The 20,550-nt window shown below is 49.1% G+C and carries 17 protein-coding genes; 9 read left to right on the forward strand and 8 right to left on the reverse strand.

The window, feature by feature from the left end; all coding sequences use genetic code 11:
* Window positions 1-2: 2 nt before the first annotated feature.
* From A8O23_RS16980 to A8O23_RS16995, 4 genes are all read right to left on the reverse strand, one after another.
* A complete protein-coding gene (locus A8O23_RS16980) occupies window positions 3-1,235 on the reverse strand; it encodes a serine hydrolase domain-containing protein (protein ID WP_239693430.1) in 1,233 nt (410 codons plus the stop codon).
* 76 nt (window positions 1,236-1,311) lie between these two features.
* Window positions 1,312-2,892, reverse strand: a complete 1,581-nt coding sequence (locus tag A8O23_RS16985; protein ID WP_153042259.1) for an alpha/beta hydrolase family protein — start codon at window positions 2,890-2,892, stop codon at window positions 1,312-1,314.
* Window positions 2,885-3,811, reverse strand: a complete 927-nt coding sequence (locus A8O23_RS16990) for a restriction endonuclease (protein ID WP_066623769.1) — start codon at window positions 3,809-3,811, stop codon at window positions 2,885-2,887. The genes A8O23_RS16985 and A8O23_RS16990 overlap by 8 nt, the downstream gene beginning before the upstream one ends.
* Before the next feature lie 15 nt (window positions 3,812-3,826).
* Window positions 3,827-4,132: a hypothetical protein gene (locus A8O23_RS16995; RefSeq protein WP_066623771.1), complete on the reverse strand. Its 306-nt coding sequence runs from the start codon at window positions 4,130-4,132 to the stop codon at window positions 3,827-3,829.
* A gap of 186 nt (window positions 4,133-4,318) precedes the next feature.
* Between A8O23_RS16995 and A8O23_RS17000 the strand changes: the two genes are divergently transcribed.
* From A8O23_RS17000 to A8O23_RS17020, 5 genes are all read left to right on the forward strand, one after another.
* Window positions 4,319-5,071 carry an FkbM family methyltransferase gene (locus tag A8O23_RS17000; protein ID WP_066623780.1) on the forward strand — a complete coding sequence of 251 codons (753 nt, stop codon included), beginning with the start codon at window positions 4,319-4,321 and terminating at the stop codon, window positions 5,069-5,071.
* On the forward strand, window positions 5,071-5,364 hold the full coding sequence (locus tag A8O23_RS17005; RefSeq protein WP_066623783.1) for a DUF4834 family protein: 294 nt from the start codon (window positions 5,071-5,073) through the stop codon (window positions 5,362-5,364). The genes A8O23_RS17000 and A8O23_RS17005 overlap by 1 nt, the downstream gene beginning before the upstream one ends.
* A gap of 61 nt (window positions 5,365-5,425) precedes the next feature.
* Window positions 5,426-7,849, forward strand: a complete 2,424-nt coding sequence (locus tag A8O23_RS17010; protein ID WP_066623786.1) for a YfhO family protein — start codon at window positions 5,426-5,428, stop codon at window positions 7,847-7,849.
* 85 nt (window positions 7,850-7,934) lie between these two features.
* Window positions 7,935-8,843, forward strand: a complete 909-nt coding sequence (locus A8O23_RS17015) for a 1-aminocyclopropane-1-carboxylate deaminase/D-cysteine desulfhydrase (RefSeq protein ID WP_066623789.1) — start codon at window positions 7,935-7,937, stop codon at window positions 8,841-8,843.
* 106 nt (window positions 8,844-8,949) lie between these two features.
* Window positions 8,950-9,588 carry a DUF4230 domain-containing protein gene (locus A8O23_RS17020; protein WP_066623791.1) on the forward strand — a complete coding sequence of 213 codons (639 nt, stop codon included), beginning with the start codon at window positions 8,950-8,952 and terminating at the stop codon, window positions 9,586-9,588.
* 324 nt (window positions 9,589-9,912) lie between these two features.
* On the opposite strand, the gene A8O23_RS17025 is transcribed toward A8O23_RS17020, so the two are convergent.
* The gene (locus A8O23_RS17025; protein WP_239693431.1) at window positions 9,913-10,419 is read right to left on the reverse strand and encodes a regulatory protein RecX; all 507 of its coding nucleotides are present in this window, start codon (window positions 10,417-10,419) and stop codon (window positions 9,913-9,915) included.
* A gap of 245 nt (window positions 10,420-10,664) precedes the next feature.
* Here A8O23_RS17025 and A8O23_RS17030 point away from each other — a divergent pair, with 245 nt between their 5' ends.
* From A8O23_RS17030 to gloA2, 3 genes are all read left to right on the forward strand, one after another.
* Window positions 10,665-11,558: a DMT family transporter gene (locus tag A8O23_RS17030; protein ID WP_262506463.1), complete on the forward strand. Its 894-nt coding sequence runs from the start codon at window positions 10,665-10,667 to the stop codon at window positions 11,556-11,558.
* A 206-nt stretch (window positions 11,559-11,764) separates the two neighbouring features.
* Entirely contained in the window at window positions 11,765-14,359 is a 2,595-nt protein-coding gene (locus tag A8O23_RS17035) for a DUF5686 and carboxypeptidase regulatory-like domain-containing protein (RefSeq protein WP_161486760.1), read from the forward strand.
* 58 nt (window positions 14,360-14,417) lie between these two features.
* Window positions 14,418-14,807: an SMU1112c/YaeR family gloxylase I-like metalloprotein gene (gene gloA2, locus A8O23_RS17040; protein WP_066623793.1), complete on the forward strand. Its 390-nt coding sequence runs from the start codon at window positions 14,418-14,420 to the stop codon at window positions 14,805-14,807.
* A gap of 364 nt (window positions 14,808-15,171) precedes the next feature.
* On the opposite strand, the gene A8O23_RS17045 is transcribed toward gloA2, so the two are convergent.
* The gene (locus A8O23_RS17045; RefSeq protein ID WP_066623795.1) at window positions 15,172-15,633 is read right to left on the reverse strand and encodes a hypothetical protein; all 462 of its coding nucleotides are present in this window, start codon (window positions 15,631-15,633) and stop codon (window positions 15,172-15,174) included.
* 95 nt (window positions 15,634-15,728) lie between these two features.
* Window positions 15,729-16,631, reverse strand: a complete 903-nt coding sequence (locus tag A8O23_RS17050; RefSeq protein ID WP_066623796.1) for an EamA family transporter — start codon at window positions 16,629-16,631, stop codon at window positions 15,729-15,731.
* Window positions 16,632-16,753: 122 nt separating this feature from the next.
* Here A8O23_RS17050 and A8O23_RS17055 point away from each other — a divergent pair, with 122 nt between their 5' ends.
* The gene (locus A8O23_RS17055; RefSeq protein WP_066623798.1) at window positions 16,754-19,222 is read left to right on the forward strand and encodes a bifunctional UDP-N-acetylmuramoyl-tripeptide:D-alanyl-D-alanine ligase/alanine racemase; all 2,469 of its coding nucleotides are present in this window, start codon (window positions 16,754-16,756) and stop codon (window positions 19,220-19,222) included.
* Window positions 19,223-19,319: 97 nt separating this feature from the next.
* Here the strand turns inward: A8O23_RS17055 and A8O23_RS17060 are convergent, their stop codons facing one another.
* Window positions 19,320-20,069, reverse strand: coding sequence for a Bax inhibitor-1/YccA family protein (locus tag A8O23_RS17060; protein WP_066623800.1), 750 nt, complete (start codon window positions 20,067-20,069; stop codon window positions 19,320-19,322).
* Between the last annotated feature and the right edge of the window lie 481 nt (window positions 20,070-20,550).

Below are 20,550 nucleotides of genomic sequence, written 5' to 3' on the forward strand. Positions count from 1 at the left end.
TGCTACCGCTTGCCTTTCATGGCTAACGTCTGCTTTACACTGTCTGGGGCTGGATATAGAAACTGTCTGATCTCTTCTAGGTAACTCAAGCTGCCATTGGGTAGGTTGCTGAGCATAATAATGGCGCTGTGGTCTTTGGGGTTGCGCAGGAGATAGGTAGAGAAGCCGTGCCACAGACCGCCGTGGTATACCGCGGTGTCTCCGTTGGGCAGGGGCTTGATACGCCAGCCAAACCCGTAGTCTTCCTCCTGCTTCTTGAAAGGGCGCGAGCCAGTAAAGGCTTCCTGCAGAGTTTCCCGTTTCACCAGTTTTTGGGTGTACAGCGCCTGGTCCCACTTGTAAAGATCCTCCACGGTAGAGAAAATGCCTTTGTCGCCCAAAACGGTATCAAGGTAATCGGTGGTGCGTTTCTGGCGGTTGCGGGTGTGGCCGGTGGCAATTTTACCGGTGAGCGTGGCCATGTCTACGCTGTAGGTGAAGGTGTGGGTCATCTCTAGCGGCTCAAAAATGCGCTCCTGTAAAAACTTGGCAAAGGACATGCCCGAAACCTCTTCCACAATAGAAGCCAATAAACTGTACCCAGTGTTGCTGTAGTCAAACCTGACGTTGGGCTTGAAATAAGGCTTAGGCTGATGCGCGACCATCAGTTGCACGACGTCTTTGTTGGTGAGGGGCTTTTTGCGGTCGGGCCAGAGCTGGTCAGCGAAATAAGTATAGTTAGACAGGCCTGACTGGTGGGTAAGCAACGCCCGAATGGTAATGCCTTTGTAGGGAAAATTCTTCAGGTACTGCTGTACACTGTCGTCGTAGTTGAGCTCGCCCTCTTCCTGCAGCAGCATGATGGCCATGGCCGTGAACTGCTTAGAAACCGACGCCAGTTGGAAAGCCGTTTGCACGGTAACGGAGTCTTTACGGTAAAAATCAGCAAACCCGAAGGCGCCTTTGTAGATGACCTGATCATATTTGGTCACCAGCACCGTGCCGTTAAAGCCCCGCTTTTTCTTGAACTGTTTGAACAAAGAATCTAGCCGCAGCCCCAGCTTTTGGGCGCTGTCTGCCGTAAACCACGCAGGTACCGCTATCTCTTCTTTGCTGTCATCTTTCCACAGAGAGAACCGGTTCTTTTTACCAGTTTCCTGACAACCTACCAAAGACAGGCAGAGAACAGCCGCCGCAAAGCACCGGAACAAAAGGCAATAATTTTTAGGAAAGGCCATGCCGCTAATCAACTTCACAAATACAGGCTATAAAGATAAGCAGCCCTGCGGACATCTTAGCTGCACCAGAACTGAATTTACCTCTTCTGAGCCCTTATTTTTGTTTTGCGCCCGAGTCAGATTTTTGCTTCATCATTTTTTCGGCCCACTGAATAAAGTATTTAATGTTGGGGGCGCTGGTGTGGCCGCCGTCGTGCTGCCGCCAAGCCAATTCTCCGTCCAGCAGGCTTACATTTACCGCAGGCATTTTGGCTGTTTTGTAATCATGGCCTACGCCTAAATCTCTAGCGCCTAATAATTCAAAAGCGGGTCCGGCGGCAACGGTGGCCATGTAACTGCCCTGCTGGTCCAGCCACAAAGCATCACCTTGTTCCGGAATGCCGTAGCTGATGAAGGTGAGGCGTGGTGCGGCCAAGGCAATAAGCTGGTGGGCGTCTACCGGAATATCATTCGCGGTTTTTTCACCGAAGGTAGCCTCAGAAGCCCCGTATTTCAGGAAGTTGCCGGCCATCCAATGGTATTCATAGCTGCTGGTGAGGCTTTCCACGGCTTCGCCGAAGTTGCGGCGGTGCAGTTTGGCGCCACCCTCGCCCGAGGAGGCAATCAAGCCCATGTAAAAGCGCTGGTCAAAGGCCATGGTCACCAGCGCCGCTTTCCCGAAGCGCGATACACCTTCAATGCCCACGCGCTTGGCATCTACCGCCGGATCGGTCTCTAGATAATCTAAACCACGCGAGGCACCCCAAGCCCACGCGCGCAAGGCGCCCCAGTCTTCTGGTTGGCGGGGCTGCCCTTTGTTCACCAAACCAATAATGCCTTTGGTTAATCCTGCGCCATTGTCGGCTTGAATGCTGCCTGGCTCTATCAGCGCATAGCCCCAACCGGCAGACAACAGCTGAACGGGCGTAGGAGGGTCACCGGCAGCGGTAGGCCCTAAAGAAGGCGGAGCCTGTGCCGGAATGGGCATATAGGCGGGATATTGGTCAAACACTGCTTTCAGCGAAGGGTCTTGCTTTACCAGTAACTCTTTCATGGCGGCGTTAATCTTCTCCAGGCTTTCTTTGGGAGGTTGCGCCGGAGCGGGCAACGCACTCCGCCCGAACATCATGAGCACCGGTACCGGCCCTTTGGCGTTGGCAGGTGTTACCACCGTCATGTTGATGTTCACTTCCAGCAGCGGATAGCTTGAATTATCTACCTGCCCCACTAGTTGTTTGGCGTTCACGGGTATCCAGCCTACCATTTCGCGCTCGGAGACAACCGTTTTCCAAGTTACTTTAGGTACATTCTTAGGCACCCGACCAAACACCTCCCGCTCAAAATCTTCCACTATCTCGGGGCGTCGCTTGTTCCACCATAAGTCGGGCGTGGTTACCTTTTTGCCGTTTTTCAGGGTGAGCAGCTCGGGCAGGTTGGGGTAGGGATTTGCCTTGGCTTCATCATAATTGGCTGCGTTAGGTGCTTTCTCGTCTCCGCTGGGCCCCGGCCGAAGCGCTTTGATGCCCAACTGCTTCATCATGTGCTGGTGATCCTGCTCCGCGGTAAAGTTGACGGGGGCGGGGTGTTTAGCGGTGGAGGAATTTGCCTGTTGTGCGGAGGCAGAAGGAATGATAAAGATGACAACTAAGCAAAAATACCAATGGTAAAATCTATTAAGAGTAGAAAATCTATTCATTGCTTCCAAGAAAAAAGATTGGATGTAGTGGTAGCATGTTTTTGTCTTCGTCTGATAACTTATTGTAGAACTCTTGCCAGAGAGCAATAAAGTTGTCAATGTCTAATAGCCTTATATGGCGATGGCTTTCTCGTGCCGAGCGGTTGGCCTCAGAAGTGAAATAGCCAGAGGTAACGAAAAGGCCAATATCCCCATCTTTATTTAATAACCCCGTTAGGCTTCTGATATCATCAACTGGAATACTTGCATCAGGTCTGTGTTTAACTTGGACTTTTAATCTAGGAGTTGTAGCGCCAAGTGGATCATTGTAAGCAACAATGTCTAAGCCCCCATCTTTTCCTTTTGGTGAAATAAATGGGGTGTGATAGTTCATTGCCCTTAGCAATGCTGCAACCATGTCTTGAAATTCGTAAGGGTTTTTGCTCCGTATGAAATCTTTTATTCCAGAAAGAGCTTGATCTTCTAATAAATTGATGTTAGCCTTTTGAGTCTGAGTCTTATTTTCTTCAAGTTCAGTCGCTTCTTCAACTTCCTTGCCCTTCTTAGCTCTTGGATCTTTATTGTCAGCAAGCCAGTGCCGATAAAGTTGAGATGCAGTTTCCAGTAACTTTACAGGACCTAGTTTTATGGCTTTTTCTCCTTCTTCAGTTAGGTACCAGACTCCTTTATTTTTTCTCAGGAAGCCAGCCTTTATACAATCAATTGTATAGAAGTGTAGGAGAGATTCCCATCTTACATATCCTGTTTTTTCATAAACTTGCTTTTCCCATTCGGTAAAGTCTACGGTTTCTCTAATTCTTTCTATTACCAGTTTCCCAGGTAATTGTCCGCCTGCTTCTTTTAAGATGTTAAAAGTCGCAAAAATAGTAATAGCAGCTGAGCGTTTTGAAGGGGCTAAATTTTCTAATTCTTGATTCATTGCGTTTTGCGGCAGCTAAAGTTTAGCTTCTCTGGCTTTTTCAAGTTTGGTTTTGAATTTTTGAAGCTTTGATATTCCATCTGTTCGTCCAGTTTTTGCTATTTTAGTAAAGATAACAACTGCTGATTCTAAAACTCTTATTTCATCTTCAAGCCTGCCTTCCCTTTTATATATGATAGCTAATCTTTCATAAGGATGCGTTCCATCAAATTCTTCTTTAATATTTTCTTCATAAAGAAGCGCAGCTTTTTCTGATTGTTTACTTTTCTCAAATTCTTTCCCTTGGATATTGCGTAATGTTTGTTTGTCATGTCTATTCATGAATTCTTAAGATTTGATATAGATGGATTGGTCATTTAGCTATTGTAAGCTATCGAATATCCTGTACTTTGGCAACTGCAATATGTAAGAGAAGGTAATTCTAATGCATTCCCCGCCTCCTTTCCCAAAAACAGCCCCAAAACGCACCACTTTGTTTTATCCCCCCATATTCCTGAACTTTACCGCGTGAAACTTCTCCGCAAACTGTTGGTAAAGGCGCTCGGGTTCGAGGGCTATCTGCGTCTGGTCAGCCGCATGTACCTGATCATGGTGGGCGCTGGCCGTGGCGCTGACAAATACCCCGAGCTTTTCTTCCTGCGCAAGATCATCCGTCCGGGCTATACCTGTCTGGACATTGGCGCCAACTTAGGCTACTACTCCACCTTCCTGTCAAAACTGGCGGGGCCAACCGGTAAGGTGCTGGCCGTGGAGCCGGTACCGCTGTTCGGGCGTATCTGGGCCGAGAACGTGCGCGCCAGCGGAATAAATAACCTCACGCTGCTGCCTTATGCGCTGGGTGGCGAGAACACCACCATTGAAATGGGAACTCCGCTGCGCAACGGACTGGTGCACCACGGCATGACCAAAATAGCCTCGTCGGCCAACGAGGAATACGCCCAAACCTATCAGGTAGAAATGCGCGTGCCCGATGAGCTGTTCGCTGGTTTAGACCGTCTGGACTTTATCAAATGCGACGTGGAGGGTTATGAGCACCAGGTGTTCCAGCACCTGCAGGAAACTATAAAGAAGTTTAAGCCGTTGATTCAAACAGAGCTGAACGGTGCCGAGAACCGCCAGAAGGTAGTAGCTATTCTAACCAGTTTAGGCTACGGCGTGTACACGTTAACCGCCGGCCAAACGTTATCAGCCTGTGCGCCCCATGAAATTGACACCTATGAAGGGGGCGATTTTTATTTCAGACCAAACCCAACCGCCTAGTGAAGACTATATTAATCATTCTGGCCATTATGTTTCTGTTACGGTACCTCATGCCGTACATAATTCGGTTCTTGCTCAAAACTTTTGTGCAGAAACAGATGCGCAAAGCCCAGGAATACACCTACCAAGCCCAGCAACAGCAGCAATACCGGCAGCAAGGGCAACCCTTTCAGCAGCATGCAAAGCAGTCGCCACCCAACGGTAAAGTGCGGGTAGATTTTGTGCCCGGAGAGAAGCAGCAACCCAAAGACTTCCCCGGCGGCGAGTACGTTGATTATGAAGAAGTGAAATAAACTAAGTATCTTTCAAGCCCGATGCCCGCAGCGTCGGGCTTTTTGTTGCAATAAGTCAATCATGGCCACCTCTAAAATCGATTTCAACCGCCACGTGTTGCCGCACCTGCTGGTGCTTCTGTTTTTTGTGCTGCTGGTAGTAGCCTATTTCTCGCCTATTTTCTTTGATGGCAAAACCCTCATTCAGCATGATGTGGTGCAGTTTCAGGGGGGCGCCAAAGAAATAGCGGACTATCGGGCCAAAACCGGCGAAGAAGCCCTCTGGACGAACTCCATGTTCAGCGGTATGCCTGCCTACCTCATCAGTGTACAGTTCTCCGGTGATTTGTTCCGGTTTGTGCATGATATTTTCACGGCTGGTCTTCCACTGGTTGCGTCTAACATCTTTATTACGCTGCTGTGTGCCTACGTTATGTTTGTGGTCATGGGCCTCCGGCCGATGCTGGCGGTAGTGGGCGCCATTGCCTATACGTTTGTGTCTTACAACTTCGCCATTTTAGAGGCGGGGCATAATACCAAGTCATTAGCTATTGCTTACCTGCCGCTGGCGCTGGGGGGGCTGTGGTATACGTACCGCAAGAACATTTGGCTGGGCGCGGCGCTGTTCGCCTTTGGGTTAACCATGCACATCCGCATGAACCACCTCCAGATCACGTATTACCTGCTCTTTATCGTGCTCATTTTCGGGCTGGTGGAGCTGATCATGTGGGCCAAAGAAGGCAGAATAGCCGATTTCTTCAAGCGTACCCTCATTCTGGCCATAGGCGCGGCACTGGCGGCCGGTGTCAGCTTCGGGCGCATTTACACTACCGCCGAATATGGCAAGTACTCTATACGAGGTGCCTCAGAGTTAACCGAAGCTAACGGAACTACAAAGACCGATGTAGGCACTGGGCTTGACCGGGAGTATGCGTTCCAGTGGAGCTACGGCATCAGTGAAACCATGACCCTGCTGGTGCCTAACTTTTACGGCGGGGCAAGCCAAGGCCCTCTAGAGAAAGATTCAGAAACCTATAAAACGCTGGTAAGAAGCGGGGTGCCTGAAGGGCAACTTCAGAACGCCAGTATGCCGTTCTACTGGGGCGACCAATCGTTTGTAGGCGGTCCGGTATACATGGGCGCCATCATCTGCTTCTTGTTTGTGCTTGGGCTAATGGTTACCCCGCGCCGTCTCTGGATATGGTTGCTGAGCGCCACTATTCTGTCTTTCGTGCTGAGCTGGGGTAAGAATTTTGAGGCCTTCAATTACTTCATGTTTGACTATTTCCCGGGCTACAACAAGTTCAGGGCGGTGAGCATGGCGTTGGTGATTGCCCAAGTAACCATGGTGCTGTTGGCCGTGCTGGCGTTGTGCCGTGTCATACAGGACGAACTCATTGAAAACCTGCAGAAGAAAATACTCATAGCCTTAGGCGTAACCGGGGGGATCTGCTTGTTGCTAGTGCTCTTCAGCGGCATGTTTGATTACGTAGCCCCCGTAGACGAACAACTTGCCCAATACCAATATCCCGTAGACGCCATTCGGGCCGACCGTGAATCTATGCTCCGCGGAGATGCGCTGCGTTCCTTGATCTTCATTCTGTTGGCGGCCGGTGCATTGTACCTGTACACTAAACAAAAGCTTTCTTCTTTTGTGACTACAGCCGTAGTGGGTGCGCTTATCCTGATTGACCTCTGGACGGTAGACAAGCGTTACCTGAACAACAATGACTTTGAGAAGAACTATCAGGCTGGTTATTTCCAGCCTACTCCCGCTGATTTAGCCATTCTGCAAGACACCACCAATTACCGGGTGTACAACGTGGCGAATCCCTTCAACGATGCCCGTACCTCGTACTTTCACAAGTCCATTGGCGGGTATCACGGGGCCAAACTGCGCCGCTACCAAGATGTCATTGAGCATCATATTTCTCAGGGCAACATGGACGTGCTGAACATGCTCAACGCCAAATATGCCATCACCGGAAAGCAAGAGCAACCCGTGCAAATGATACCTGGTAACCTAGGCAATGCCTGGTTTATTCAAACTGTTCGTCCCGTTGACTCTCCAGATGAAGAACTGTCGGCGCTTAGTACTTTTGACCCTGCCACCGAGGCCATTGTTGATATTGAGAAGTTCCCGAACGTGAAGCCGCAAACCTATCCGGCCGAGGGTTCAAGCATTCAGCTCGTGAAGTATGAGCCGAACTACCTGAAGTACACCGCCAATGCCGCTCAAGCTGGCGTGGTGGTATTCTCTGAGATTTACTACAAAGACGGCTGGCAGGCTTATTTAAATGGTCAGCCGGTAGATCATTTTAGAGCGAACTACATCTTGCGCGCCATGGAAGTGCCCGCCGGACAGCACACCATTGAGTTTAGGTTTGAGCCGAAGGAGTACAGCTTGGGTAATACCGTCGCTTGGATTTCTTCTATTCTGCTGCTGATTGGCTTGGCCGGAGCCGTAGTATATGGTTTCCGCCATAAGCGCGAAGCAGTAAAGTAAATTGATTAGCCCTGTTTTAGGCTTGTTTTCTGAAAAAGAAGCCTAAAACAGGGCTTTTTTGTGTCCGTACCAGTCCATTTTATCAATGTCTAGCCCGCTCCAGTACATTACAGACCCACTACTTTCTGAAAAGGAGGTAGAGCTGGCGGTGCTGCGCGAGGATTTTATTCATCCCACCATTCCGGGGAACAAGTGGCGAAAGCTCAAGTACAACCTGCAGGCGGCGCAAGAGCAGCAGTGTGAGACATTGGTCACGTTTGGGGGAGCTTTCTCTAACCATATCGCCGCTGTAGCCGCCGCCGGACAGGAGTATGGCTTTGCCACCATGGGGTACATTAGAGGCGAGGAAACATTACCGCTCAACCCCACGCTACAGTACGCCGTCAGTTGCGGAATGCAGCTGCGCTACCTTTCCCGCTCAGATTACCGCCTGCGGCATGTGTCTAGTTTTCAGGCTGAAATTCTAAAAACAGCTCCAAAACCCTACCTGCTTCCCGAAGGCGGCACCAATCTGCTGGCGGTTAAAGGCTGCGCTGAAATTGTAACGGAATTGAATCAACCTTGGGATGTACTCTGCGTTGCTGCTGGCACGGGCGGCACGCTAGCCGGTGTAATAGCAGGGGCGGCAGGAAGAGGAAAAGTCTTGGGTTTTCCGGCATTAAAAGGCGGAGATTTTTTGAAAGCCGAAGTAGAACAACTGCTGCAGGCATACACCGGCCAGACTTTTACTAACTGGGAACTGCAGACGGATTACCACTTCGGAGGATACGCTAAGCATACGCCAGAGCTGCTCCATTTCATTCAAAATTTTCATGCTCGGCATGGCATTCTGTTGGACCCAGTGTACACAGGCAAGATGTTGTACGGTAATTTTGACTTGATCAGGAAAGGCTATTTCCCGCGGGGCACCAGAATCATTGCCGTTCATACCGGCGGCCAGCAAGGCTGGAGAGGCTATAAAGAACGCTATGGACTAGAGTGGCCAGAGGTATAACAGAGCTTTTCTGTTTTGGGGCTACTTTTCAGAAAACAAGCCAAAAACGGTGCATGAAACATTCGGCGCGGTTTTCGCTTATATAGAAGAAACCTGATTCTCTCTAATGCGATTACTCTTCGTTCTCCGAAAATTGATTCCGTGGCTATTGCTGTTTGTGGTGGTTTTCTTTGGCTGGCGCGCTTGCCAAGGCCCCATCAAAGATTTGCTGTTCCCAAAGCAAGAGCCTGTTGTTGAAGTGACCCACAATACCATTCTGGCTTCCATTGAGGAAATGGGCAAGCTGGAGCTGGTGCGCTTTAACTTTAAAGACGTGGTGGAATACAAAAAAGAAGTCTCCCGCTTTTTACCCGATTCCAAAGTTGCCTTGATTGTTGGCGGCGAGGCCGTGGGCTGTATTGACCTGCAGAAGCTTCAGCCCAGCGATTTGCAGTTTATCGGAGATTCTGTGCTGCATGTAAGTTTGCCCGCGCCTGAGATTTGCTACTACCGCATTGACCACACACAATCCAGAGTCTTCAGCAAAGAGAATACCTATTTCCAAGATGCCGATTTGGTAGATGAAGGCTATAAATACGCTGAAACCAACGTGCGCGAAGCTGCCCTGAACAGCGGGATCTTAAAACAAACCTCTATCAACGCCGAGAAAATTCTGAAGCCCATGCTGGAGAACATGACTGGCCGCAGGGTCTACCTCATGCCAAGGGAAACCATGGCCGCGCCGCCTGTACCGCAGAAACGGTAGAATTTTCGTTATTCATTGCTCGTTATTTGTTATTCGAGAAAAGGTCAGATCGCTTGCTCCAAAGAACCTCGCAGTGTCTCCAAGACCTGCGAGTGTCTGTGCCAGCAGCCGTCTTTATGATCAACAATGCGTGGACCGGCTTGTGTAAACATCCCCCTTCGCCCCCTTCAAAGGGGGAATTTGCAAGAGTATGAGGCAGTGCGTGTTTAATTAATCGTGTTTTGGGGCTACTATTCAGAAAACTAGTCAAAAACAGAACGTGGCTCATCTCCCAATTTTCCACATTAAGAAATTAGTACATCAGCACATTAAAGAATTAGCACATTAACCCATCCCCAACTCCCGCATCGCATCCTGAACCAAATCCATTTCATAGCCTTTGCTCTGTAAAAAGTATTGGATTTTCTGACGGCGGGCCAATGGGTTGCTTTCCTTCTCTGTGGCGTTTTTCTTTTCCAATAGGTGAAGCAGGTTCTCCCAGTATTGGTCGGGGTCAATTTCCTGCAGGCCTTTTCTGATACAGTAATCCGAGATGCCTTTGGCTTTGAGGCCTAGCTGAATTTTCCGGCGGCCCCAGCGCTTGAGTCCGTATTTGCCCCGCACGAAGGACTGGGCGTATCGTTCCTCGTCCAGCAGTTTTTCCTGCGTGAGCCGAATTATTACCTCGTCGGCCTCCTCCAAATCTAAACCATAGTCTAGCAGTTTGGCGCGCACCTCGTTCTGCGTACGCTCCTGATAAGCGCAATAAGAAGCAATTTTGGGTAAGGCTTCTTTAATGGTGTAGACTTTTTTCTTCTTCGGGCTGAACACAGGCAAATTTCTTTTAGACACAAGTCACAGGACGTAAGACGCAAGATTCTCTATTGAATAAAGAGACTGCACATACATTTGAAAGACAACTTCTGTGAAATTATTTCCTCCTGCTTCAGATTTGGAGATGAAAGTCTTGTGTCTTACGTCTTACATCTTGTGTCTATCCCATAACCAAAAGTAGCTAAAAACAGTTTGCCGTACAGTCTACAATAAGCAGGAAATATTGGCTTTTCTAATGCTTGCTGCTGATAAAACCCCGACCTTTGCACCCTCATTTTACCCAGAGTACCGCCATGACCAAAGGAGTGCAGTTCATGTTGCTTTCTACGCTTTTTTTCGCGCTCATGAACGTGTTTGTGAAGTTCCTGTCGCATTTGCCGCCTATGGAAGTGGTGCTGTTCCGGTCCATTATTTCGCTGGTGTTGAGTTACGGCATGATTCGCAAGGCGGGTATAAAGCCGTGGGGCAACCGGAAGTTGATTTTGGTAGGCCGTGGCTTGGCGGGCGGATTCTCGTTGCTCATGTACTACACCACCCTGCAGAACATACCGCTGGCGGGGGCGGTGACTATTCAGTATCTGGCGCCTATTTTTACGGCGTTGCTGGGTGTGTTCATTGCCAAAGAGAAGGTGGCGCCCTGGCAGTGGGTGTTTTTTCTGGTGTCGTTTGCCGGTGTGTTGGTGATTGAAGGCGTAGACACCCGTATTTCGCTGAAGTACTTGCTCATTGGCATAGGGAGTGCTTTTTTATCAGGGGTGGCGTATAATTCCGTTCGAAAACTAAGCGAGACGGAGCACCCCATGGTAATTGTTTTCTACTTTCCGCTGGTCTCGCTGCCGCTGTCACTGATGTTCTGCCTGGTCGATTGGGTGCCGCCGCGGCAGGAAGACTGGGTGTGGCTAATCTTGATTGGTTTGCTCACGCAGCTAGGGCAGTATTTCATGACGCGTTCTTACCAGGTAGAGAAGCTGGCGCGGGTGGCCAGCCTTAATTACGTGGGCATTCTGTACGCGCTGGGGCTGGGGTTCGTGTTCTTCAATGAATCGTTTCACGTCTATTCTTACCTGGGCATTGCGCTGGTGCTGCTGGGGGTGCTGCTGAACATGGAGTACAGCCGCCGCCTCCGGAAAAAGGAAGCCAGCGAAAGAACGAGCTAGGCGTTTTCGGCATCTTTTCAGAAAAATAGGCTAAAAACAGGTTGGGCTGCACAAAATAGTTTCTACTGAAAAAAAGTAAGGCTTTGATCAAACACCCACTGTTTCCTGTTCAGTAGTTATATTTATGCTGAAACCGGCGTGTTTGTCGTTATGCCATAAATCTTTACCCTTCGCGCTCTATGCCGTTTTGTACTTCCGCCTTCTCTTTGAAAAAATGCCTATTGCTCCTGTATTTCGGATTGTGGGCAACGGTTGCAAGCGCGGCGGTCTTAAAAGGAAAAGTAGCTGATGAGAAAGGCGAAGGGCTGGCGTTCGCTACGGTCTACCTGAAAGGTTCCACCGTGGGTTCTACTACCAATGAGCAGGGAAACTACCAGTTCAACGTAGAGCCGGGGGAGCATACGGTGGTATTTCAGTTTGTGGGGTACAAAACGCAGAGCAAAGAAATAAAGGTCACCGAAGATACTCAGGAGCTGGTGGTGAACATGATACTGGAGTCCGAGGTGTACGACCTGAACGAGGTGCGGGTGAGCCTCAGCGGCAAAGACCCCGCTTACGGCATCATGCAACAGGCCATTGCCAAGCGTAATTACCACCTGAAGGAAGTAGAGGCCTACACGGCGCAGGTGTACGTAAAGGGGCTGCAGCGGCTAATAAACGTGCCAAAGCGGGTGCTGGGCATCATGAAGGTGCCTGCGGGGCTGAAACCTGGTATTTTGTACCTCTCAGAGTCAGTGTCGGAGTTGAGTTTTATGCAGCCCAACAAATACCGCGAGCGGATGATTTCATCAAAAGTAAGTGGCAACAGCCGAACCTTCAGTTTCAACCAAGCCTCAGATTTCAGCCTTAACTTTTACCAGAACCTCATCAAAGCAAACGGCATCAACGAGCGCGGGTTTATTTCGCCGCTGGCCGCCAACGCCATGCTGTTTTACCGGTACGAGCTGGTGGGCAGCAGCCAGAATAACGGAAATCTGGTGCACCGCATCAAGGTGACGCCCATCCGCAAGCACGACCCAGTGTTCACCGGCTATATTTACATTGTAGAAGGCTCTTGGCGGCTGCACAGCCTGAACCTGTACGTCACCAAAAATCAGCAGATTGAGTTTGTAGACACCATACGGGTAACGCAGCAGTTCACGCCGGCACCGGGTAACGTGTGGGTGCTGCAGTCACAGAAATTTACTTTTGATTTAGAGGGCTACGGCTTTAAGGGTACTGGCTATTACATGGCCGTGTACAGCAAATACCGCATCAGGCCCGCTTCGTTTGTGCCGCAGTCCCCTGCACCAGCTACTCCGGCAGCTCCAGCTGAGGCAGAGAATCCTGTGGCCGTAGCCAAACCCGCCGCTCCTAAAAAACAGACCCGAAAAGAACGGAAAACCGAAAAACAGCAGTCTATTGCCCCAGACGGCGTACCCGAGCCGGAGTACTTCAAGAAGAAGGAAATCTTGCTCATAGAACCCAGTTCCAATTACCGTGACAGCGCCTATTGGGCCGAAATAAGACCAGTTCCTTTGACGGTGGAAGAGGTAGAAGACTATCGTGAAAAGGACAGTCTGCAGGTGATCAAAGAGTCTAAGCCTTACCGCGATTCATTAGACAAACTAAACAACAAACCCTCTTTCACCAATTTGTTCATAGGTGGCTATTCATACCGAGACTCTTATGAGCGTACCAGCTTCAACATAGAGCCCATTACCCGCATCTGGCAGTACAATACAGTGGAAGGGCTGGTGGCTAACTTGGGGTTGGGGTACAGAAAACGCTTTGAAGACCGCCGGAGCTACTCCATCACACCTACCATAAGGTACGGCTTCAAGAACAAGGAACTTCAGGCCAAAGTGGCGGCCAGTTATAATTTTGATTTGATTAAGCGCCGTTCTGTGGGGTTTGAAGGTGGCCGTTTTGTGAGTCAGTTTAACGCTGCAGAGCCTATTACGCCTTTCATCAACACCGTGTACACGCTGCTGATGGAGGAAAATTACCTGAAGCTTTACCAGAAAGAATACCTGCGCTTTACCCATAACCGGGAACTGGTAAACGGATTGTCGGCAAGTTTTATGGTAGATTATGCCCAGCGCCACATGATGCACAACCACACCAGCTACACCTGGCGAGACCGTGAGAACAAAGAATTTACACCAAACCAGCCTGTCAATGCTGAAGTAGAGAGTACCGCCTTCCCGCGCCACCAGGCGCTAACAACGGCGGTGTTGCTTTCCTATAGACCCGGTGCCGAATATATTTCGCACCCCGACCGGAAAATCAACTTAGGTTCCAAATGGCCAGTGCTGTCGCTCTATTACCGCAAGGGAATCTCAGGGCTGGGCTCTGATGTAGACTATGACTTTATGAGTTTTAGTGTGCGAGACGATTTACAGCTAGGATTGCTGGGCACCAGTAGTTACAATGTGAGCGTAGGAACGTTCTGGCGGAAAGAGCAGCTGTATTTCATGGATTTCCGGCATTTTGAGGGCAACCGCACTATCTTGGCTGGAAACTTCAGCGGTTTTCAGCTGCTCGATTATTACCGGTACAGCACCAAAGACACTTACGTAGAGGCGCATTATAACCACCATTTCAACGGCTTCATTCTGAACAAAATCCCGCTGCTGCGCAAGCTCAAGTGGCAGGAAGTGGGCAGCGTCAATTACCTGCATACCCATGCTGCCGGACATTATTTAGAATTGGGCGTAGGCATTGAGCACCTGTTCAAAGTAATTCGGGTAGATTTCTTTACCGGCTTTCAGGAGCGCCAGAAAATCAGCTCCGGCTTCAGAATTGGCTACGGGTTTTAGGCCTGTTTTTCGAAAAGTAGCCCCAAAACAGCTAACCAAATTTTGTTAAGGTTTCCTTATGCTGCAACTAAAAAAGATTCACCACATCGCTATCATCTGCTCAGATTACCCTGTGTCCAAAGCTTTTTATACCGAGGTGCTGGGCCTGACGCTGCAGCAGGAAGTATACCGCGAAGAGCGGCAGTCATACAAAGCAGACCTGGCCTTACACGGAAACTATGTGATAGAGCTCTTCTCGTTCCCCAATGTACCTGCTCGCCTGTCTTTCCCTGAGGCGGCTGGTTTGCGGCATCTGGCGTTTGCAGTAGAAAGCGTAGCCGCCGCCCATGAAGAACTTATGAAAGCTGGAGTAGAAGTGCAGGAAATCAGAACCGATGAGCATACCGGCAAGCGCTTCTTCTTTTTCTCAGACCCAGACGGACTGCCGCTGGAGATTTATGAAGAGTAGTTGTTGTCGTTGATCGTTATTCGTTATTCGATCAAAATAGAGGTGCAGCGGTAAAGCTTTCTACAGCTCGTACTTCACAGCAACTGCTCTTTTACCGCCCTTGGCCTCTCTTATTATTAGAGAAGATTTGAGTGGGCGTTATTAGCCTGTTTTTATGAAAACAAGCCAAAAACGCCCACTCAAAAGACCTAGCAGTGTCTCCCAGACCTGCTAGCGTCTGCGCCAACAGCTCTTGCCTCTCTCTGTACTCTCCCAAATAATCAACAACGAATAACTAATAACGAAAACCCAAAGGGGCTATAAAAGTGAAACCCGCAGCCAAAGACCGCGGGTTCACCCTTTCAAACAACCCTCTATAAAAAAATTACAAGGACAGAACAGACACCGTTACCTTTTTCTCCGGGGGAATGGAATCGGAAGTATTGGGGTAGGGCTGCACATCGCTAAGAATCAAGAAGTAATGCCTGTTGCCAAGCGCTACCTCCACAGTGTCCGCGGTACGGGAGCCGCGGTTGTCAGGAGCGGGTAAAGCGTCGCCCAGGTACAGGCGCTTAGCAGCACTGTTGCCCTGAGAGTCTTCTATCTGGAAATCGGCCACGGCCGAACCATATCTGATGCACATGGCGTTCATGGGGCAGCGGCTGTCATCAATTTTCTGCAGGCGCACGCGCAGACTTCCCACTTGCGTAGGTTGCTGCAGGGCAAGCGTGGCTTGTGTGGGAGAGGACAAAGCCATGGCTTCCTGTTCTTCAGAGGAAACCAGCTCTGGCCGGGAACACCCCAGTGAAAAGCCTAAGAAAAGTATTGAAAAGATGCTTCTGCTCATTTACTTAAAAAGCGGCTAATAGGTAGCGGCCTTTTAAGGAAGAGCACTAAAGCTGTGCAAAGGTTGCACGCCCTGAAAAAAATATTCAAAAAAGCTTATATAACAGCTGGGCGTGCCTTTTTGCCGATTGGCAGGTTGTACAGAATGACAGAAAGGAAAATAATCCCGTACGCCACTACCTTCTGCTGGCTGGCTACTTCACCAAAATAAAGAAAGGCCATGGTGAAGTTAATGATCGGGTTCAGGTACATGATGATGCCCACCGTGGCCGATTTCAACTCTTTCAGCGCATACAGGTTCAGAAACAAAGGGATTATTGTGAATAGCCAGCTCAAGATGAAAATATGCCCGAAGAAGTATCCAGTGACAGCCGGCGCCTCTGACCCCACAAACCAAGGGTAGCTGGGGCCAATGATGGAAAAAGCCAGGAGCAGCTGCAGCGTGAGCAGTACAATTTTATCATATTCTTTGAGTAACCGCTGCGTGATGAGGTAAAAAGCGTAGGATGTTGCAATAAGTAAACTGAAGAGCAGGTTATAAATTGAATCGGTGCCTAGAAGTAAACAGCTCATCAAGCTCAGTCCTACTGATAACCATTGGTTTAGCCGCAGTTGCTCGCGCAGCAAAACATAACCCAGTGCCGCCGTTAAAATAGGGCAGAGCAGGTAAGAGAAAGAACCAGTCTGAATGTCCACGTGGTTCACCACGTAAATAAACACCAGCCAATTAATGGTCAGCAAGCACCCTCCCAATAATGTAAACAGCACAAACCTTCTTTTCGCCAGCGGGGCTTGGCCTTTAAAAAGTTGCAGCGTTTCTTTCCATTGCTTCCGGCGGGTACTGAAAGAAAGTACCAGCAAGGTGAGTACCGATACTAATATGCGGAAATAGAGAATCTGGCTGCTGGGGTAGTCGGTAAGGGCTTTCAGCGGAAAGGGAATAAATCCCCAGATTAAAAAAGCACTGATGGCAGCGCCGTGGAAGCGGTTGAATTTCACCTGAATGCGTGTTAAAGCTGCAAAGGTAGGGTTTGTGTAGCTGTTGGCCTAACCCTTAAAGTATACCTATGCTAGGGTTGTTCCTCTGGAGTTGTATATTTGGTTATCGCTAGAAGTACATCATGCTTAACTTTAAAGAAATCGCCCAGATCACCAGAGGCACATTGGTTCAATGGAAAGACCATTATCCGCTGCAGCACCTGGTCACCGATAGCCGGAAGGTAGTCAACGCCAATTCCTCTTTATTTTTTGCCATAAAAGGAGAGTTCCACGACGGGCACCAGTACCTGCCGGAGCTATATGCTCAGGGTGTACGACAATTTATTGTAGAAGACGCCGACCATATTATGGATCTGTCGGCTTATCCAGAAGCTAATATTCTTCTGGTAAGCAACAGTATTGACGCGCTTCAATGTGTGGCCGGCCACCACCGCCGGCAGTTTACCTTGCCTGTGATAGGCATTACAGGTAGCAACGGCAAAACCATTGTGAAAGAGTGGCTGGCGCAACTGCTGAGCGTGACAGAGCGGGTGGTGAAAAGCCCCCGTAGTTATAATTCCCAGATTGGGGTGCCGCTTTCAGTGTGGCAAATAAACGAGAGCCATACCATAGGCGTGTTTGAGGCCGGTATTTCCCAACCCGATGAAATGCAGAAACTGGCGACGGTGGTGCAGCCTTCCATCGGTATTTTTACCAACCTTGGCTCGGCGCATGACGAAGGCTTTGAATCACAGGAACAGAAGCTGGAAGAAAAGCTGAAACTGTTTGAAGAAGTGAAGTGCCTGGTGTACTGCAAAGATCAGGTAGAAGTGCACCAAGCGGTGCAAGAGCATAAATTACCTCATTTCAATTGGAGTAAGAGTCATCAGCAGGCCGATGTGCAGATAGAGATTCTGCCCGCCCGCCAGCAGAAAACGCCAATCCAATTTCAGTACCTAAGAAAGAAATACGGATTAACCTTACCGTTTACTGACGAAGCCTCCCTCGAAAATGCGCTGCACTGCCTGACCGTGCTATTGTACCTTGGCGTGGAGCCTGATCAATTGGTCGTTCGGTTTGGTAGGTTGGTTCCGGTGGCCATGCGACTGGAACGCAAAGAGGCCATTAACGGCTGCTACGTCATTGATGATACTTATAATAATGATGTGGCGGGTCTGCGCATTGCCTTAGACGTATTAGCGCACCAATCGCGGCACGGCCGAAAAACGCTCATCTTGTCAGATCTCTTGGAGGCTGGGGTGGAAGAGGAGGCGCTGTACAGGCAAGTGGCGCAGGAGGTGTCCTCTCGAGGTGTTGACAGAGTCATTGGCATTGGCGATATTATCAGTCGGCATCAAGAACTTTTTCCGGCAGGCAGTGAGTTTTACCTGGGCACTGACTCCTTTCTGGGGCAGCTTCGACCGGAGACTTTTCGGCAAGAGACAATTCTGGTGAAAGGTGCCCGCGTGTTTGAGTTTGAGAAAATTGTGGCGGCGCTGCAGCAGCAGGTACATGGCACGGTGCTGGAAGTAAATCTAGATGCGCTGGTGCACAACCTCAACTACTACCGTTCTAAAGTGCCGGCCAGCACCAAAATTATGGTCATGGTAAAGGCTTTCGCCTACGGTGCGGGTTCTTATGAGATTGCCAACCTGCTGCAGTTCCACCGTGTAGATTATTTAGCTGTGGCGTACGCCGATGAAGGCATTGCCCTGCGCGAGCATGGAATTACGCTGCCGATCATGGTCATGAACCCCAGCCCCGACAGCTTCCTGAAAATGGAGCAGTTCAATTTGGAGCCAGAGATTTACTCACCCGATTTGCTGCACCGGTTTTTAGACTATTTTCCAGAAAACAGCGCCAAAACACCCCTCATCCACCTGAAGCTAGACACGGGCATGCACCGTCTCGGTTTTGATGTCGCTGAGTTGGAAGAAGCGTTGGAAGTTCTGGCGCAAGTGCCGCACGTGCGGGTGCAAAGCGTGTTCAGCCACTTGGCGGGCGCCGATGAGGCCTTATATAATGACTTTTCCCGAAGCCAAATGCAGCAGTTCACCCAAATGGCAGCGCGGGTAGAGGAGGTGTTGGGCTACAAAGTAATTAAGCATATTTTAAATTCAGCAGGCATTGTGCGCTTTGGGCAAGAAGCTGCTTTTGACATGGTGCGCTTGGGAATTGGCTTGTACGGAGTAGAATCATCGGGTACGGAGCAAAGCGGTCTGCTCACTGTGGGCCGTCTCAAAACCACCGTTTCCCAGGTAAAGCAAATCAAAGCGGGGGATACCGTGGGCTACAGCCGCAAAGGCATAGCAGAAACAGCCAAACAAACCGCCACCATTGCCATTGGTTACGCCGACGGCTACGACCGCCGCTTCAGCAATGGGATTGGTGAGGTGCTCATTAACGGTCACCGTGCGCCCATCATCGGCAACGTGTGCATGGACATGTGCATGGTAGATGTGACCGGTTTAGACGTAAGAGCCGGGGATGAAGTAGTGGTGTTTGGGGAAGGTCTGCCGCTGACAGAGTTGGCTACGCGTATTGGCACCATACCGTATGAATTGCTTACCAATGTCAGCACACGGGTAAAGCGGGTTTTCTACAATGAGTAGTGTTTTAGGCCTGTTTTTCTAAAAGCAGGCCTAAAATAGGAGCATAAAAAAAGCCCCGGCAAATGCTGGGGCTTTTCTGTAAAAAACATTATACTTTTTAGTTGCGGCTGTTTAACTTAGAAAGTAACCGCAGAATTTCTATGTACAGCCAGATCAAGGTAACGGTAAGGCCGAAGGCGGCATACCATTCCAGATATTTAGGAGCTCCGTAATTCACACCTTGCTCAATGGTGTCAAAATCCAGAATCAGGTTCATGGCGGCAATCACTACTACTAATAAGCTGAACAAAATACCGGCAATACCACTGCTGTGTATCAAAGCCATCTCCACGCCAAAGAATTGCAGCACCAAAGCCAGCATATAATAAGCAAAAATGCCAAAGGTAGCTGTGATGATAATAGACTTGAACCGCTCAGTGGCTCTAATGATGCGGGTGCTGTATAAAAGTAACATAACACCAAACACAGTAAAGGTCAGCAGCATTGCCTGTGAGGCAATACCAGGGAACCGAGCCTCTAGAATAGAGGAAATGCCGCCCAGGAACAAACCTTGTATAGCGCAGTAAATAGGTGCCACATAAGGAGCCAAGTGCTTCTTGAAGACAATCAGGAAAGCCAGACCAACACCCACCAGCGGAATAAAGATCAGAGACTCAAAAGGTAGGCCAAGGGCGCCAATAATGTTTCCTGACAATACCGCAAAGGTGAGCACAATAGCTAATAGTAAGGCTGACTTGCCAATGGTGCCGTTCAGGGTCATGACACGGCCATCAGACAATTCACCAGCACCCACTTGGGTGAAGGTTTCTTCTTTTAAAGTTGGGTTATTAGAAGTGAACAATGCCATGCTCTTTAAATTTTTAGTTTGAATAAAATTATATAAAAATCCCTTAGTACGCAATAGCTCTTAAAGAAGGAGGATTTTAATGGTAGTACTGGAACGAAAAGAATAGCAAAATAAAGGACAGCTTCCAATCCATTGCTCAACAAAGAACAAGAATTGCACCAACAAATTACTGGTATTACTGTTTGGCTACTGCGCATTACAAAAGTGTTATTGTTGTGCTAATTTATTGTTAATTAATTATGACTTATAAAAAAAAATAGCAAAAGTTTTTGATTTTATAAAATAAGGCGGCATCTTTAATACACTATTTGAAGCATGGGCAGCAAGGCATTTGTATTGGGGGAGGCATAAGACTGCTTAATATTTAGGTAGTGCATATGTAGTGGTGATGAGTGCTTGATCTGCCTGTGTTCATGTGTGGTAAGCTCACGCCAATAATAAGAAGGCATTGCGATAATTACTGAGAAAGAAAATCTTGCTT

Origin of the sequence: Rufibacter roseus (genome assembly GCF_001647285.1) — a bacterium.
GTDB classification, from domain to species: Bacteria; Bacteroidota; Bacteroidia; order Cytophagales; family Hymenobacteraceae; genus Nibribacter; species Nibribacter roseus.